Genomic DNA, 15,812 nt, shown 5'->3' on the forward strand with positions numbered 1-15,812 from the left:
GTGAGTCGATTTGCATATCACAGCAATCAATCTGCATGGAAACACATATGAATCTCGAACTGCGCCAGCTGCGCTACTTTGTCACCGTTGCCGAGGAATTGCACTTCGGCCGCGCCGCCGCGCGCCTGCACATGACGCAGCCGCCGCTGTCGCAAACCATCATGGCGCTGGAAGAGCTGCTGGGCGCGCCCCTGTTCGTGCGCACCCGGCGCGAGGTGCGGCTGACGCCGGCAGGCAGCGCCCTGCTGCCCGAGGCGCGCCGGCTGCTGGCGCAGGCGCTCGATTTGCCCGCGCTGGTACGGCGGGCCGCGCAGGGCGAGGCGGGGCGTCTGAGCCTGGCTTTCGTTTCCTCGGCCGACTACAGCGTGCTGCCACCGCTGCTGCGCGCCTATCAGACAGCCTATCCGCAGGTGCAGATCGCGCTGCAGGAAGCCACCTCCGACTTGCAGCTCGATGAATTGCTGGCCGGTCGCACGGATGCGGGCCTGTTGATCCCGCCGCTGCCCGAGAAGGCAAAAGGGGAGCTCGATTACCTGCCCGTGCTGACCGAGCCGCTGGTGCTGGCCGCGCCGTCCGGCCTCGACATATTGAAGTCGCCCGGCCCCGTGCGCCTGCGCGACCTGCCGCCCCTGCCTTTGATCATTTTCCCGCGCGCGATTTCGCCCGCCCTGCACGACGCGATCCTCGGCGTGTTCCGCGCGGCCGGCATCACGCCGCAGATCGGCCAGGAAGCGATCCAGATGCAAACTATCGTCAGCCTCGTCTCGGCTGGCATGGGCATCGCGCTTGTGCCACAATCGGTATCGAATCTGATGCGCCCGGGCGTAGAATACAGGCCGCTGCAGGACGCCACGCCGCTGGTGGAAACGGGCCTGGCCTGGCGCCGCGACAATCCGTCCGCCGTGCTGCAGGGTTTCCTGGCGCTGCTGCGCAAGCAGATCAGCGCGACTGCCGATTAAATTAAGTGGCCGCTAAGGCAAAAAACCGCAAGCGCCCCCATACTACGCAACCTTCGCTTTAAACAAAGAAAGAAACCCCATGCTGATACACCCGATGCCCGATCCGATCGCCATACAAATCGGCCCGCTCGCCGTGCACTGGTACGGCCTGATGTACGTGCTGGCCTTCGCCCTGTTCATTATCCTGGGCCGCGTGCGCATCAAGCAGCCGCACATCGCCGTGCTGGGCTGGAAGAAGGAAGACCTCGATGACATGCTGTTCTACGGCATGCTGGGCGTGGTGATCGGCGGGCGCCTGGGCGAAGTGCTGTTCTACCGCCCCGAATACTTCATGCACAATCCGCTCGAGATCTTCATGGTGTGGCACGGCGGCATGTCCTTCCATGGCGGCTTCCTCGGCGTCATCCTGGCCATGTATCTGTGGAGCCGCAAGGCGGGCCGCAACCTGTTCGACGTGCTCGACTTCATCGCCCCGCTGGTGCCGCTCGGTTATGCGGCCGGCCGCCTGGGTAACTTCATCAATGCAGAACTGCCGGGCCGTATTGCGCCGGACAGCTTGCCGTGGGCCATGCAGTGGCCGGGCATTCCGTACCCCGTGCATCCGTCGCCGATCTACCAGATGCTGGTCGACGGCATTTTGGTGTTCATCATCCTGTGGCTGTATGCGCGCAAGCAGCGCCCGCGCATGGCAGTGGGCGCCATGTTCACCCTGCTGTACGGGTGCGCGCGCTTCTTCACGGAATACTTCCGCACGCCGGACTGGGAAGTCGTGTGGCTGGGTGTGCCCATCACCTCGGGCCAGATGCTGTCGCTGCCGATGATCGTCGGCGCCATCGCGCTGCTGGTGTGGGCATACAAGAGCCAGGTAATGGGCACGCCGCCCACCAAGGCCCGCGTGGCGGACGCCTGATCGGCCGCCCTAGGCCTTCAACCTGCTGGTAATCACTTTCCATTGCGCCGGCGTCACGGGCGTGATGGACAGGCGGCTGCCCTTCTTCAACAGCAGCATGTCTTCCAGCTCCGGCATCTGGCGCATCTCGGACAGGGGCAGCAACTCCGTCTTCTTCACGCCCCGCACATCGACGCTGATCCAGCGCGGCTGTTCATGGGTCGCCTTCGGATCGAAATACTTGCCACCCTCTTCAAACTGGCTGTGATCGGGATACGCGCCGCTGGCCACTTCGGCCACGCCCGCCACACCCGGTTGCGGGCAGCTGGAATGATAAAACAGCACGCCATCGCCCGGCCGCATGCCATCGCGCATGAAGTTGCGCGCCTGGTAGTTGCGCACGCCGAACCACGGCATGGTGTGCTGCGGCGCCGCCATCAGGTCGTCGATGCTCACTTCATCGGGTTCGGATTTCATCAGCCAATATTGTTTCATCTAAACTCCGTATCAAAGCGACAGACGTAAAAAAACGGTTGCGCATGATGCGGCAACCGTTTTCAGTGGTAATGCAAATTAGGCCCCGCCTGTGCCGCTATGCCGGCATCCCGAACCAAACGGTTCAAGGTGGTCACGTTAGTTCAATTTCGGGTTCGTCGAACGAGCGACGCTCACTCCCATCAAACAAAATTCGCAACCGATGCGCATAAATGGTTCAAGGAATATATGGCAATCGCGAACACCGCAGGGTAGACCCAAGTTTACTCCTTTGCTCGCGCATCGCAAAGACAAATCGTAGCGTATCCGCTTAAATTCCAATTAATAACACTGAACAAAACCGTAGCGAGCGGCGATGAATTGTGGCCGAGAAGCGCAGCTGTGCTTGCACGGGGCCGCCGAGGCAGCGAGCATCGCAGGCCGCAAGGCGCGACGCGCAGCAGGTTTGGTTCGGTGTTTAAAAAAGGTTTTCCTGGGGCGTCAGTGCGCTATCCAACACGGTGTGCATGGCCGAGATCTTTTGCTTCACTTCGAGTATCGTCAACTCCGACAGCGGACCTTGCGGCGACTTCACGGAGAGGAATTCGGCGGCCACGCCCAGGGCGGCCAGCACGGCGATGCGGTCATTGCCCTTGACCTTGCCTGCGTCGCGGATGGCTTTCATTTTACTATCGAGATAGATCGCCGCTTCGCGCAGCGCGCGCTCTTCACCGTCGCGACACACCATGCTGTAGGACTGGCCCATGATATTGACATCGACACGCGGCATTACGCTTCCTTCTCGTTCTCGGCAATATAGGCGCCCGCTTCCGAAGCGGCTTGCTCCAGGCCAGCTTGCACCAGTTCGGGAATTTTTTCCAGCAACGCTTCCACCCGCTCCTGCGCCTCGCGCATGCGCTGCACATACAGGGCGTTCTCGGCGGCCAGCGCGGCATTGTCCTTGCGCAGTTGCGCGTTTTCACGGCGCAGCGCATGGGTCATTTCGGCCAGCAGGCCTATTTTGTCGGATAATTCGTTGAATTCGGAAATCATCCCGCCACTATAGGGCGGACGCTCCATGGGCGTCAATCGAATCACGCCGCTGTCACACATATTTACATCAATGCAGGGCAGTTGGCGGACAATACAGGCTTTTTCCAGCGCTTTTCGCCAAGTGCGCGCATCTGCCGGCGCCGCGATGGCAACGTTTTACTCGTCGACGTAACCGGCTTCGATATCGAGTGCGCCATAGCGATTTTCACACGAGCGGCGCACCAGCGTCTGTTGTCCACCCTTGCCGTCAAGCACCATCGTCAAGTCGCGGCAAGTGCGGCGGTAGCTGCCAGGTTTGGCATCCGTGCCCGAGGGCGTCAGGCGCACTGCCAGCGGCACCGCATTGCCCAGGCCCTTGTTGCTCCACTGGCGCGTCTTGCCATCCTCTTCATCTTTCAAGGTACGCACGGCGGCCGTCAGCAGCGATGCCTGCTCTTTCGCGTTCAACTTGGCGATGGTGACGTCGGACAGGAAAGGCGGATACACGACGGGCGCCGGGTCCTTGCCCTGCACATCCCACTTGCCGCTGTTTTGCGAACAGGTGCGACGACTCAGATCTTGCGACTTGCCGCCCGCCGTGACGACGAATTTCAGGTCGCGGCAGACGTGCGCCTTCAGGCTGTGTTCCGTCATGCCGGAGTTGCTGAAGTTATACGTGACTTTCACCAGCACGCCGCTGTCGCCGCCGTTGTCCCACACATGCGCTTCCTGGTCGTCGTCATCCTTGTTGAGGTCGTTGAACAGGTCGTTCAGCAGCATCTCCTTTTCCAGCGGCGTGAGGGCCGCCACGGTGATCTCGTCGGCGATGGTGGGCGTGTGCGCGGCGGCATTGCCCAGGCAGGCGAGGCCGATGACGGTAGCGCCCAGCAGGCGCAGCGCGGGACGGGAAACAGGAAATGGCATGGTGTTCTTTCTGGTGCAAGTGGCGATATGTAGCGATATTGATATGCAATTACAATCATCTTATCAAATTCCATAGTCAATCTCTGTTTCCTGCGCGTACAGGAACGCCTCTCATCCGGGCGGCATGCTAGAGTCCGCGCTGTTGCTGACGCCCGGGAGCGTGGCTTGTGCTGGCGCAAACCCTGTGCAGATGCAGGCTCTGCTCAGCATCTATCTATATGTTCCTCTTGAATAAGCCCTTGAAGTTGACCCATACCGTCCCTATAATTAGCACTCGTTAGTAGAGAGTGCTAACAAACTCTTTCGTAGCTATCCTCAGGACTGATGGTGCTTGCCGGACCACTGCAGGGAACGCTACGCGGCGGGCGACGCCGCGATGCACCACTGCCGCAGACAGGCAAGGACAGGATGACCTGGGGTTTGCTTGACCGTTGCGGGCTGCTTTCAACGGCGGTCACTGAAAGCACGTCTGGCGCTGTGCCGGACATGTATTCATTTAGCAACACTTATCCATTGAACTTTAAGGAGTTTTGTATGAATCTGCGCCCATTGAACGATCGCGTCATCGTCAAACGCCTCGACCAGGAAACCAAAACTGCGTCCGGCCTCATCATTCCTGATGCAGCTGCTGAAAAACCGGATCAAGGCGAAGTCCTTGCCGTAGGCAATGGCAAGATTCTCGACGACGGCAAAGTCCGTCCTCTGGATGTCAAAGTGGGCGACCGCGTCCTGTTCGGCAAGTACGCCGGCCAAACCGTCAAAGTTGACGGCGATGAGCTGCTGGTCATGCGCGAAGAAGACATCATGGCGATCGTCGTCAAGTAATTGTTTCCACGTTGTAGACAGATACATCCCGAAACTCAGGAGAATTGAACATGGCAGCTAAAGAAGTAGTATTCGGCGACGCAGCGCGCGCCAAGATGGTCGAAGGCGTCAATATCCTCGCCAACGCAGTCAAAGTAACGCTGGGCCCGAAAGGCCGCAACGTCGTACTGGAGCGCTCGTTCGGCGCCCCTACCGTCACCAAGGATGGAGTGTCGGTAGCGAAAGAAGTTGAACTCAAAGACAAGCTCATGAACATGGGCGCGCAAATGGTCAAGGAAGTTGCTTCCCGCACCAGCGACAACGCCGGCGACGGCACCACCACCGCGACCGTGCTGGCACAAGCCATCGTGCGCGAAGGCATGAAGTTCGTTGCCGCCGGCATGAACCCGATGGACCTGAAGCGCGGTATCGACAAAGCAGTTGCTGCGACCGTCGAAGAACTGGCGAAAATCGCCCGTCCTTGCACCACGACCAAAGAAATCGCCCAAGTTGGCGCGATCTCGGCGAACTCGGACTACTCGATCGGCGAGCGTATCGCTGAAGCGATGGAAAAAGTCGGCAAAGAAGGCGTCATCACCGTGGAAGACGGCAAGTCGCTGAACGACGAGCTGGACATCGTTGAAGGTATGCAGTTCGACCGCGGCTACCTGTCGCCATACTTCATCAACAACCCAGAGAAACAAGTTGCCGTACTGGACAGCCCATTCGTCCTGCTGTGCGACAAAAAAATCTCGAACATCCGTGACCTGCTGCCGGTACTGGAACAAGTCGCCAAAGCTGGCCGTCCACTGCTGATCATCGCAGAAGACATCGAAGGCGAAGCGCTGGCAACCCTGGTTGTGAACAACATCCGCGGCATCCTGAAAACGTGCGCAGTGAAAGCACCTGGCTTCGGCGACCGCCGCAAAGCCATGCTGGAAGACATCGCTGTCCTGACGGGCGGCCAGGTGATCGCTGAAGAAGTCGGTCTGACCCTGGAAAAAGTGACCTTGGCCGAACTGGGCCAGGCGAAACGCATCGAAGTGGGCAAGGAAAACACCATCGTCATCGATGGCGCCGGCGAAGCTGCCTCGATCGAAGCACGCGTAAAACAAGTGCGTGTACAGATCGAAGAAGCGACCTCGGATTACGACCGTGAAAAACTGCAAGAGCGCGTAGCCAAACTGGCTGGCGGCGTTGCCGTGATCAAGGTTGGCGCAGCCACCGAAGTCGAAATGAAAGAGAAAAAAGCCCGCGTTGAAGATGCACTGCACGCTACCCGCGCTGCCGTGGAAGAAGGCATCGTGCCAGGCGGCGGCGTAGCCCTGCTGCGCGCACGCGCCAACATCACGGTCAAGGGCGACAATCCTGATCAAGATGCCGGTATCAAGATCGTCCTGCGCGCAATGGAAGAGCCACTGCGCATGATCGTGCAAAACGCTGGCGAAGAAGCTTCGGTCGTCGTGGCAGCCGTACTGGCTGGCACGGGCAACTACGGCTACAACGCTGCCAACGGCACGTATGGCGACATGGTTGAAATGGGCGTCCTGGACCCAGCCAAAGTGACCCGTTCGGCGCTGCAAAACGCCGCTTCGATCGCTTCGCTGATGCTGACAACCGACTGCATGGTCTGCGAAATCGCTGACGACAAAGCAGGCGGCGGCATGGGCGGCGGCATGGGTGGTATGGGCGGCATGGGCGGCATGGACGGCATGATGTAATCCAGGCGGCCGCGCGCGCAGGCGACGGCGCGCGCAGCTGCCACGCCGGCACAGGACAGGCAGACCAAAAGCTGTTTGCGCCTGCCCGGCAGCCCCGAAAGCCACCTTCTACGGAAGGTGGCTTTTTTTCGCCTATCCATTTGGCAAGCCCGTTGGCAAGCCCGGCGATTGCCCGCCTGCGCGTTTTGCTTTAGCATGGCCGCCATCGTCCTTCTTTCCCATGCCACCATCATGCCGCCACGCGCCTCTTCTTCCAAAACCACCATCATTGCCGGCATCCTGGCCGGCTTGCTGGCCGCCGGACTCGGCGCATTCTACCTGCACCAGCAGTCCGCGCCGCACGGCGGCAATGCCCCGACCGCGAACAGCCAGGCGGCGCAGGAGCAGAACGCGCGCGCCGTCGATGCGCTGATGGCTTTGCCGGAAATCAAGGCGTGGTCGGCACATATCGAAAAGGCATCGGGCGGCCGCGCCCATGGCGCCGTGATGGAAACGTCGCCCGAGACGCGCCTCGTCGATGGCGTCGCCAGCTACCAGCTGAGCTTTTTTGAAAGCACGCCGGACGCGGCCCACCGCTGGGAAAGCTTTGTCGTCACGCCCGACGGCAAGCGCATCCTCATCGACGACATCGTCACAGGTGACCTGATCAGCCTGGAGCAATGGCGCAAGGACAGCGCACCGATGCAGCGCATCGCCACGCAATAACGCCCCAGGCCGGCTGCGGGCGCGATGGCCAGGGATGCTTGCCGTGCAGCGCAAGCTTTACTTTCTGGCATCGAAGCCCGATACTCGCCCACATGCCCGCCATCACTATCCGTCCCCTCGCGCCAGACGACGTTGCCGCCTACCGCGCGCTGCGCCTGGCCGGCATCGCCGAACTGCCCGCCGCCTTCTGCACCACGCACGCAGCGGAAAGCGGCTTGCCGCTGGCACAGATCGCCCAGCGCTTGCGCGCCACCTCGCACCAAATAATATTTGGCGCTTTCAACGAAGAACAATTGATCGCCATTGCCGGCCTGCGCCGCGAACCGATCGCCGTCGTGCATGACAAGGCCAGTCTGTGGGGCGTGTATGTGGCGCCGCAGGCGCGGGGACGCGGCGCGGGACGGCAACTGGTGCAGGCCGCCATTGCGCACGCCTGCGCCATTCCCGAGCTGGGCCGCGTGTGCCTGGCCGTGGCGCAGGACAACCACGCAGCGTTGAGCCTGTACCTGGGCTGCGGTTTTACCCTGGCGGACGGTCCCGCAGCGGAGGGCATGCTGCCACTGCAGCTGTTGCTGCCCCGCCCCGCTCGCGCAAGCGCAAGTGCCGAAAGTAATGTCTTTATGAAAATCAATACCTTACAAATCCCTGCGAAATAGCGGACAGGCCGTTTTTTCTGTTGCAAGCAAACGCGGCAGGCCTTAGCATCGCGGCTTACAAAAAAAACTTGGGGGAGAGCCAATGTCATCGGCCGAGACACAAACCGCCACGGGCAAAATGCCGCGGCAAATACCGTACATCATCGCCAACGAAGGCTGCGAACGCTTCAGCTTTTACGGCATGCGCAACATCCTGACGCCGTTCCTCATCAGCACCTTGCTGCTGATGATCCCGATCGACCAGCGCACGGGCGAAGCCAAGCACGTGTTCCACACCTTCGTCATCGGCGTGTATTTCTTCCCGCTGCTGGGCGGCTGGCTGGCCGACCGCTTCTTCGGCAAGTACAACACCATTTTCTGGCTCAGTCTCGTGTATTGCGCCGGCCATGCCTGCCTGGCCCTGTTTGAAAACAGCGTCAACGGCTTCTATTTCGGCCTGTTCCTGATCGCCTTCGGCTCCGGCGGCATCAAGCCGCTGGTGGCCTCGTTTGTCGGCGACCAGTTCGACCAGACCAACAAGCACAAGGCCAAGCTGGTATTCGACCTGTTCTACTGGATCATCAACTTCGGCTCTTTCTTCGCCTCGCTGCTGATGCCGATGTTCCTGCGCGACTTCGGTCCCTCGATCGCCTTCGGCATCCCGGGCCTGATGATGCTGGCCGCCACTGTCGTCTTCTGGATGGGCGCCAAGAAATACGTGCACGTGCCGCCTGCGCCGCCGAATCCCGACTCGTTTACCCGCGTCGCCCGCACCGCCCTGCTGGCGCGCGTTGATGGCGGTTCGCGTCCCGGCCTGTATGTGGCCTACGTCGGCGTGATCGGCGCCCTGTATGCGTTCTACAGCATTCCCGAATGGGGCTTCGTGATTGCGGCGTGTACCGCGCTGGTATTGCTGCTGGCCTTCGGCAGCATCGGCACGGCCATGCAGCTGGAACGCGCACGCGGCATCCATCCCGATGAAGCCGTCGAAGGCGTGCGCGCCGTGCTGCGCATCCTCGTCATCTTCGCCCTCGTCACGCCGTTCTTCTCGCTGTTCGACCAGAAGGCATCGACGTGGATCGTGCAGGCCAACACCATGGAAAAACCAAGCTGGTTCCTGCCGGCACAGATGCAGGCGCTGAACCCGATGCTGGTGATGCTGCTGATCCCGTTCAATAACCTGGTGCTGTACCCGATGCTGAACCGCTTCGGCCTGGAAGCGACGGCCCTGCGCCGCATGACGGCCGGTATCGGCTTTTCCTCGCTGGCGTGGATCGTCATTGGCCTCTTGCAGCTGGCCCTCGACAGCGGCAACGCCGTCTCCATCATGTGGCAAATCCTGCCGTACGCCTTGCTGACGTTCGGCGAAGTGCTGGTCTCGGCGACAGGGCTGGAGTTTGCCTACAGCCAGGCGCCCGTCTCGATGAAGGGCGCCATCATGAGCTTCTGGAATCTGTCGACCACGGTGGGCAACCTGTGGGTGCTGATCGTCAACCGCAGCGTCATGAACGAAGGCGTGATCGGCAAGATCGCCGAGAGCGGCATCAGCGTGACGGCCTTCCAGATGTTCTTCTTCGCCGCCTTTGCCGCGGTGGCCATGCTGGCCTTCGGCCTGTATGCAAGGCGCTACAAGATGGTCGACAACTACCGCCAGGCGGTCATTCCGGCAAAAGCATGATGCCGGTTTGATCCGACGTAAAAAAGGGCGCCCGAGGGCGCCCTTTTTTTACGTCGTCACGCTCGGCGCATCACGTCCCGTGCGCTCGCGGATCTGCGCCAGCTGCTCGGCCACGGCGATCAGCCCCGCCAGCGCCTCCTGGGTCGGAATGCCATGTTGCGCCGGATCGGCTTCGTAGCGCTCCAGGTACAGGCGCAAGGTGGCGCCCTCGGTGCCCGTGCCGGACAGGCGCAGCACGATGCGCGCGCCATCCGTCATGATGATGCGGATGCCCTGCTGCGTCGCCACGGAGCCGTCGACCGGGTCGGTGTAGCTGAAATCGTCGGCCAGCGCCACCGTGTAGCCACCCAGCACCTGACCCGGCAAGGCGGCCAGCTGGCCGCGCACGGCGTCCATCAGCTGCTGCGCACCGGCGCTGTCGATGTCTTCATAATCGTGGCGCGAGTAGTAATTGCGGCCATACGTGGCCCAGTGCGCGCGCACGATGTCTTCCACCGACTGCCCTTTCGCCGCCAGCAGGTTGAGCCAGAACAGCACGGCCCACAGGCCATCCTTTTCGCGCACGTGGTTCGATCCCGTGCCGTAGCTTTCCTCGCCGCACACGGTAGCCATGCCGGCGTCGAGCAGGGTGCCGAAGAATTTCCAGCCTGTCGGCGTCTCGTGGCACGGGATGCCCAGCGCGCTGGCGACCCGGTCGGCCGCGCCCGACGTGGGCATGGAGCGGGCGATGCCCTTCAAGCCCTCACGGTAGCCGGGTGCCACGGTGGCATTCGCGGCCAAAATCGCCAGGCTGTCCGAGGGCGTCACGTCGAAGCGCCGGCCGACGATCATGTTGCGGTCGCCGTCGCCGTCCGAGGCGGCGCCGAAGTCGGGCGCATCGTCGCTGGCCATGCGCGCAATCAGCTCCTGCGCGTTGACAGGATTCGGGTCCGGATGGCCGCCGCCGAAGTCTTCCAGCGGCACGCCATTGATGACGCTGCCCTTCGGCGCGCCCAGCATGCCTTCCAGGATGGCCGTCGCATACGGGCCGGAAACGGCGTGCATGCCGTCAAAGCAAATGCGCAGGCCGCCCGCGAACAAGGCGCGGATGGCGTCGAAGTCGAACAGCTGCTGCATCAGTTCCGCGTAGTCGAGAACCGGATCGATCACTTCGACCGTCATCTGCTCGATGCGCGCGAATCCCGGCGCATCGAGGTCGATGTCGGCCGCATCGCTGATGCGGTACTCGGTGATGGTTTGCGTGCGCGCAAACATGGCCTCGGTAACCTTTTCCGGTGCCGGGCCGCCATTGGCGATGTTGTACTTGATGCCGAAATCGCCATCGGGGCCGCCCGGATTATGGCTGGCCGACAGGATGAGGCCGCCGCTGGCGCCATGCTTGCGGATGACGCAGCTGACGGCCGGCGTCGACAAAATGCCGCCCTGCCCCAGCAGCACGCGCGCGTAGCCGTGCGCAGCCGCCATGCGCAGCACCGTCTGGATGGCCGCGCGGTTGTAGTAACGCCCGTCGCCGCCCAGCACCAGCGTCTGGCCATGGCAGTCGCCGAGCGTGTCGAACACGCTTTGCACGAAGTTTTCCAGGTATTGCGGTGCGCTGAAGACCGCCACCTTCTTGCGCAGGCCCGAGGTGCCGGGCCGCTGGCCAGCCATCGGCGCCGTATTGATAATTTGAATAGCCATCTTGCCTCCTTATTAACTTCCCATGTTAACCGATGCCGGCTGCGGGGCAAAGCGTTGTACGCCTGCCACGGTGCGGCAAGCCGCTTAGCGCGACATCCCGGCATGCAATATAATGAGAATCATTCTCATATGCGGCATTCCTGGCTGCGGACTCATACATAGGACGCCGTGGTTGCACGCTATTACCAAGAACTGTTGAACTTTTGCTGGCGCAGCTTGCGCAACCGCGAAGCCGCTGCCGACCTGGTGCAGGAAAGCTATGCGCGCGTGCTGGGCAAAGCGGCCGTGCGCGAACCGCGCGCGCTGCTGTATCACACGGCGCGCAACCTGCTGATCGACCAGCACCGGCGCGCCGCCTTGCGCCAGCACGAGGAAATCGATGCCCTGCCGGAAACCGCGCATCCGGCCGCGCCGCGCCATTTGCAGCCGGAGCAGGCGCTGGAAAGCAGCCAGGACTGGCTAGCCTGCGTGGCCGCCATCGACGCCTTGCCGCCGCGCTGTCGCGACGCCTTCGTACTGCACATCTTCGAGGAATTGCCGCACGCACAAATCGCCGCGCGCATGGGCATTTCCGTGAGCATGGTGGAAAAACATATCGCGCGCGGCATGCTCAGTTGCCAGGCACAGTTGCATTCTTTACGGGAAGCCACATAATGGCGCCCATGACCGCCCACCCGCCCCGCCATGCTTTCGGCCCCTCCGCCCAGGAGCAGGCGGACTTGCGCGAGCATGCCGCTTTTGCCGCCACGCAAGACCCGGTAGCGCTGGCGGCCGCCACTTGGTTCAGCCGGCGCGGCCAGCTTGATGCGCAGGCCGAGTTTGCCGCCTGGCTGGCGGCCGATGCGCTGCACGCGCAAGCATACGCGCAGCTAAAGGATACGCACCGCGCCGCGCGCAAGATTCCCGCGCAGGTGGCCGCCCGCTGGGCAGTGCCACCGGCGGCGGCGCCATCCCCCCGCCGCCCGCTTCTGCGCTCGCTGCGCGTGCTGCCGTATGCGGCCGCCGCCATGCTGCTGCTCAGCGTGGGCGCGGGCGGCTACCAGTGGTGGCAACAGCAACCCACGTTCAGCCAGGCGTATGCCACCATGCGCGGCCAGCGCCTGGCCGTTGCCCTGCCCGACGGCAGCAAGGTGCAGCTCGATACGGCCACGCAGCTGCACGTCACCCTGTACCGCCAACGCCGCGAAGTGCGTCTGGCACACGGCGAAGCGCTGTTCCAGGTGCAAGCGAAGCAAGGCCAGCCTTTCAACGTCCTCAGCGGTCCTTTGACGGTGACGGTGGTGGGTACGCAGTTTTCCGTGCGCAACACCGTGGCCCACGACGGCCAGTTGCGCGTGGCCGTGCAACATGGCCATGTGCGCGTGGCGGGCGCAGGACAAGATCTGGTCGACCTGCGGGCCGGCCAGGGCGTCAGCAGCGATGCCGGCGGCCGCCTGTCTGAAGTCGCCAGCCTGGCCCCAGGCAGCGTGGCGTCGTGGCGCAACGGCCGTGTCACCTTCGACAATGTGCCGCTGGGCGCGGCGCTGGCCGAGTTCGAACGCTATGGCGACACGGGCCTGGCCGTGCGCGATCCCGCCGTGGCCAGGCTGCGCATCGGCGGCAGCTTCAGCCTGACCCAGCTCGACCGCTTCGCCGCGGCCTTGCCGCAGCTGCTGCCCGTCCACGTCGTACGCGATGGTGCCGTCAGCGAGATCCGCATGGCGGCAACAATGCCGGCGCAAGCCCCTGCGATGCGACCGCCTGAAAAATAAATGCAAATAGTTCGCATTCGCAGGTGGGGATTTGGCGCACTGCCGCGTCTACCAAGTTAATCGACAACAAATTAACCTGGAGAAATGCAACATGTGGTCCCCCCGCCTCAATCTGACACCCGCTCCCCTCGCCCTGGCCGCCATGCTGGCCCTGGGCAGCATCCCCCTGGCACAGGCGCAAACTGCGCCCACCGTCAAGCTGGCCATCGCCGCCCAGCCGCTGGGGCAAGCCCTGAATGAACTGGCACGGCAAGCCAATCTGCAACTGCTGTTCGCGCCCGAACTGGTGGCCGGCAAAACGGCGCCGGCCGTCAGCGGCACGCTGAGCGTGGCCGACAGCCTGGAGCGCTTGCTGGCCGGCAGCGGCTTGACCGCCAGCATCGACGGCAACAGCGTCATCATCCGCCCGGCGCCCGCCGCCACGGGCAAGGTGGCGACCCTGGCGGAAATCACCGTCAGCGCGCGCCAGGAGGCGACGACGGATACCGAGCTGACCAAGTCGTATGCGGCGCAGGCGGTGAGTATCGGCAAGGGCCGGCAAAGCCTGCGCGAGATTCCCCAGTCCGTCTCCGTGCTGACGCGCCAGCAATTGAACGACCAGAATTTGCTGAGCCTGGACGATGCCATGCGCGGCGTGACGGGCATCACCGTCGAAGCGAGCAGCACGGGCGGCAACCACGGCAATTTTTACTCGCGCGGCTATGCGCTCGATGCGGTGCAGGTCGATGGCGTGATGACGCCGGCCAGCACGGGCAATGACCTGTCGGCCGGCTTCGGCCTGGCCATTTATGACCGCGTGGAAGTGCTGCGCGGCCCGGCCGGCCTGTTCCAGGGCGCGGGCGACCCGGGCGGCACCATCAACCTGGTGCGCAAGCGGGCGCGCGACACCTACACCGCCAGCGGCGTGCTCAGCGCAGGTTCCTGGGACCGCTACTATGCGGAAGCGGACGTCACGGGACCCCTGAGCGCGGACGGCAAGGTGCGCGGCCGCCTGGTGGCAGCCTATGAACACCGGCGCTCCTTCGTCGACCACGTGTATGCGGAAAAACCGCTGCTGTACGGTACCGTTGCCGTCGACGTGGCGCCGGGCACCGTGCTGACGGGCGGCGTCACCAGGCAGGAATACAAGGGCCGTCCCGCCTTCGGCTTGCCCGCGTATGAAGACGGGCGCCTGCTCGATGTGCCCCGTTCGACCTACCTGGACCCCGCCTGGAACCACATCACGGAAAAGGTCACGGAATACTTTGCCGAGCTTGACCATAAACTGGATAACGGCGGCCAGTTCAAGGTGACGGCCCTGTACCGCGAGCAGGATGAGCCATCGCGCAACTTCGGCTGGTCCGACTGCTCGGCAGACCCCGTCACGGGCGACAGCTGCCTGATCAGCTGGAACTACCGCAGCCACTGGAAGACGCAGGGACTCGATGCCTGGCTGGCCACACCGTTCCAGGCGTTTGGCCGCAGCCATGACCTGATCGTGGGCGCCGACTATCGCCAGGTGCACAAGAATTTCCAGTATGGCGGCGGTGACAATGCGCCGATCAACATCTTCCATCCGGATAACAATATCGCCCGGCCCAGCTACACCTTTTCCAACGGCAATGACAACCGCACCAAGCAATTCGGTCTGTACGCGCGCACCCGCCTGCAAGCCACCGAGCGTCTGGCCGTCAACCTGGGCGGGCGCCTGACGCACTGGGACAACCATACCGTCAACCGCAATGCCTATTTCAACCAGTTCACCGATGTCAGCAACACCATCAATGCGAAATTCACGCCGTACGCGGGCCTGGTCTATGAACTCGACAAGCAGGTGTCGGCCTACGCCAGCTACACGCGCATCTTCTCGCCCCAGAGCACCACGGACGCTGCCGGCCAGACCCTGAAACCGCGCACGGGCCAGCAATTCGAACTGGGCCTGAAGGCGGAGCTGTTCGACAAGAACGTCAATGCGCATGCGGCCCTGTTCCGCATGGAAGATGAAAACCGCGTCATGCCCGATCCGGCCAATCCGCTGTTTTCCATCGGCGCCGGCAAGATGCGCAGCCAGGGCATGGAAGCCGAACTGAGCGGCAGCCCCCTGCCGGGCTGGAACATCACGAGCGGCTATTCCTACACCAGCACGCGCACCCTCGAAGGCAGCGACGACCAGAAGGCCCAGCTGTACACCTTCATCGCGCCGCGCCACAATGTCAGCCTGTGGACCAATTACCGGCTGGCCGGCGCGCTCGATAAAATCAGCGTGGGCGGCGGCTTGCGCAGCGTCAGCAGCATGTACCGCCTGAACGGCCCCGTGAAATTCGCGCAGGGGCCCGTCACCACGGTGGGCTTGCAGGCGGGCTACCGCCTCAGTCCCAAGCTGGAGCTGTCGCTGACGGTGAACAACCTGTTCGACAAGAAATACTACACGCGCGTGTGGGCCGCCTACGGTTCCAACTTCTACGGCGAGCCACGCAATGCCATGCTGACCCTGCGCGGCCAGCTGTAACGCTTGTCCCCGGGACGGCCGCCGCCAGCAATGGGGCGGCCGTGCTCGTTTACAACATCGCACTCTTGCATG

Annotated in this window: 15 protein-coding genes and 1 other RNA gene; 10 read left to right on the forward strand and 6 right to left on the reverse strand. The window is 62.8% G+C overall.

All coding sequences use genetic code 11. The annotated features are described in order from the left end of the window. Window positions 1-47: 47 nt before the first annotated feature. Both FJQ89_RS13300 and lgt read left to right on the forward strand, forming a co-directional pair. Complete coding sequence (locus tag FJQ89_RS13300; protein ID WP_141170510.1) at window positions 48-959, forward strand: LysR family transcriptional regulator; 912 nt, start codon at window positions 48-50, stop codon at window positions 957-959. A gap of 79 nt (window positions 960-1,038) precedes the next feature. Further along, the gene (gene lgt, locus FJQ89_RS13305) at window positions 1,039-1,869 is read left to right on the forward strand and encodes a prolipoprotein diacylglyceryl transferase (RefSeq protein ID WP_141170511.1); all 831 of its coding nucleotides are present in this window, start codon (window positions 1,039-1,041) and stop codon (window positions 1,867-1,869) included. 9 nt (window positions 1,870-1,878) lie between these two features. Here the strand turns inward: lgt and FJQ89_RS13310 are convergent, their stop codons facing one another. From FJQ89_RS13310 to FJQ89_RS13330, 5 genes are all read right to left on the reverse strand, one after another. Then, complete coding sequence (locus FJQ89_RS13310; protein ID WP_141170512.1) at window positions 1,879-2,343, reverse strand: EVE domain-containing protein; 465 nt, start codon at window positions 2,341-2,343, stop codon at window positions 1,879-1,881. Between the two features lie 78 nt (window positions 2,344-2,421). Then, window positions 2,422-2,599, reverse strand: a non-coding RNA gene (gene ssrS, locus FJQ89_RS13315) — 6S RNA. Between the two features lie 201 nt (window positions 2,600-2,800). Next, a complete protein-coding gene (locus FJQ89_RS13320) occupies window positions 2,801-3,112 on the reverse strand; it encodes a cell division protein ZapA (RefSeq protein ID WP_034747344.1) in 312 nt (103 codons plus the stop codon). Then, window positions 3,112-3,402, reverse strand: a complete 291-nt coding sequence (locus FJQ89_RS13325; RefSeq protein WP_306594795.1) for a DUF904 domain-containing protein — start codon at window positions 3,400-3,402, stop codon at window positions 3,112-3,114. Before FJQ89_RS13325 ends, FJQ89_RS13320 begins: the two co-directional genes overlap by 1 nt. A gap of 129 nt (window positions 3,403-3,531) precedes the next feature. After that, window positions 3,532-4,278 (reverse strand): hypothetical protein, encoded by a 747-nt coding sequence (locus FJQ89_RS13330; RefSeq protein ID WP_141170513.1) that lies wholly within the window; start codon window positions 4,276-4,278, stop codon window positions 3,532-3,534. A 534-nt stretch (window positions 4,279-4,812) separates the two neighbouring features. On the opposite strand from FJQ89_RS13330, the gene groES reads away from it, so the two are divergent. The 5 genes from groES (at window position 4,813) to FJQ89_RS13355 (ending at window position 9,821) form a co-directional block, all read left to right on the forward strand. Beyond that, window positions 4,813-5,103 (forward strand): co-chaperone GroES, encoded by a 291-nt coding sequence (groES, locus tag FJQ89_RS13335; protein ID WP_010400979.1) that lies wholly within the window; start codon window positions 4,813-4,815, stop codon window positions 5,101-5,103. A 50-nt stretch (window positions 5,104-5,153) separates the two neighbouring features. Beyond that, entirely contained in the window at window positions 5,154-6,803 is a 1,650-nt protein-coding gene (gene groL / locus FJQ89_RS13340; protein ID WP_010400981.1) for a chaperonin GroEL, read from the forward strand. Between the two features lie 195 nt (window positions 6,804-6,998). Then, the gene (locus FJQ89_RS13345) at window positions 6,999-7,508 is read left to right on the forward strand and encodes a hypothetical protein (protein ID WP_243136542.1); all 510 of its coding nucleotides are present in this window, start codon (window positions 6,999-7,001) and stop codon (window positions 7,506-7,508) included. Between the two features lie 92 nt (window positions 7,509-7,600). Further along, the gene (locus tag FJQ89_RS13350; RefSeq protein ID WP_168208452.1) at window positions 7,601-8,164 is read left to right on the forward strand and encodes a GNAT family N-acetyltransferase; all 564 of its coding nucleotides are present in this window, start codon (window positions 7,601-7,603) and stop codon (window positions 8,162-8,164) included. Window positions 8,165-8,282: 118 nt separating this feature from the next. Continuing rightward, window positions 8,283-9,821 carry a POT-type proton-dependent oligopeptide transporter gene (locus tag FJQ89_RS13355; protein ID WP_168208570.1) on the forward strand — a complete coding sequence of 513 codons (1,539 nt, stop codon included), beginning with the start codon at window positions 8,283-8,285 and terminating at the stop codon, window positions 9,819-9,821. A gap of 48 nt (window positions 9,822-9,869) precedes the next feature. Here the strand turns inward: FJQ89_RS13355 and FJQ89_RS13360 are convergent, their stop codons facing one another. After that, window positions 9,870-11,501, reverse strand: coding sequence for an alpha-D-glucose phosphate-specific phosphoglucomutase (locus tag FJQ89_RS13360; protein WP_141170516.1), 1,632 nt, complete (start codon window positions 11,499-11,501; stop codon window positions 9,870-9,872). Window positions 11,502-11,669: 168 nt separating this feature from the next. Here FJQ89_RS13360 and FJQ89_RS13365 point away from each other — a divergent pair, with 168 nt between their 5' ends. The 3 genes from FJQ89_RS13365 to FJQ89_RS13375 all read left to right on the forward strand — a co-directional run bounded on the left by FJQ89_RS13365 (window position 11,670) and on the right by FJQ89_RS13375 (window position 15,740). Beyond that, entirely contained in the window at window positions 11,670-12,155 is a 486-nt protein-coding gene (locus FJQ89_RS13365) for a sigma-70 family RNA polymerase sigma factor (RefSeq protein ID WP_141170517.1), read from the forward strand. A gap of 8 nt (window positions 12,156-12,163) precedes the next feature. After that, the gene (locus FJQ89_RS13370; RefSeq protein WP_168208453.1) at window positions 12,164-13,252 is read left to right on the forward strand and encodes a FecR family protein; all 1,089 of its coding nucleotides are present in this window, start codon (window positions 12,164-12,166) and stop codon (window positions 13,250-13,252) included. A 91-nt stretch (window positions 13,253-13,343) separates the two neighbouring features. Continuing rightward, entirely contained in the window at window positions 13,344-15,740 is a 2,397-nt protein-coding gene (locus tag FJQ89_RS13375) for a TonB-dependent siderophore receptor (protein ID WP_141170519.1), read from the forward strand. Window positions 15,741-15,812: the final 72 nt, after the last annotated feature.

The organism is Janthinobacterium tructae (assembly GCF_006517255.1).
GTDB lineage: Bacteria > Pseudomonadota > Gammaproteobacteria > Burkholderiales > Burkholderiaceae_D > Janthinobacterium > Janthinobacterium tructae.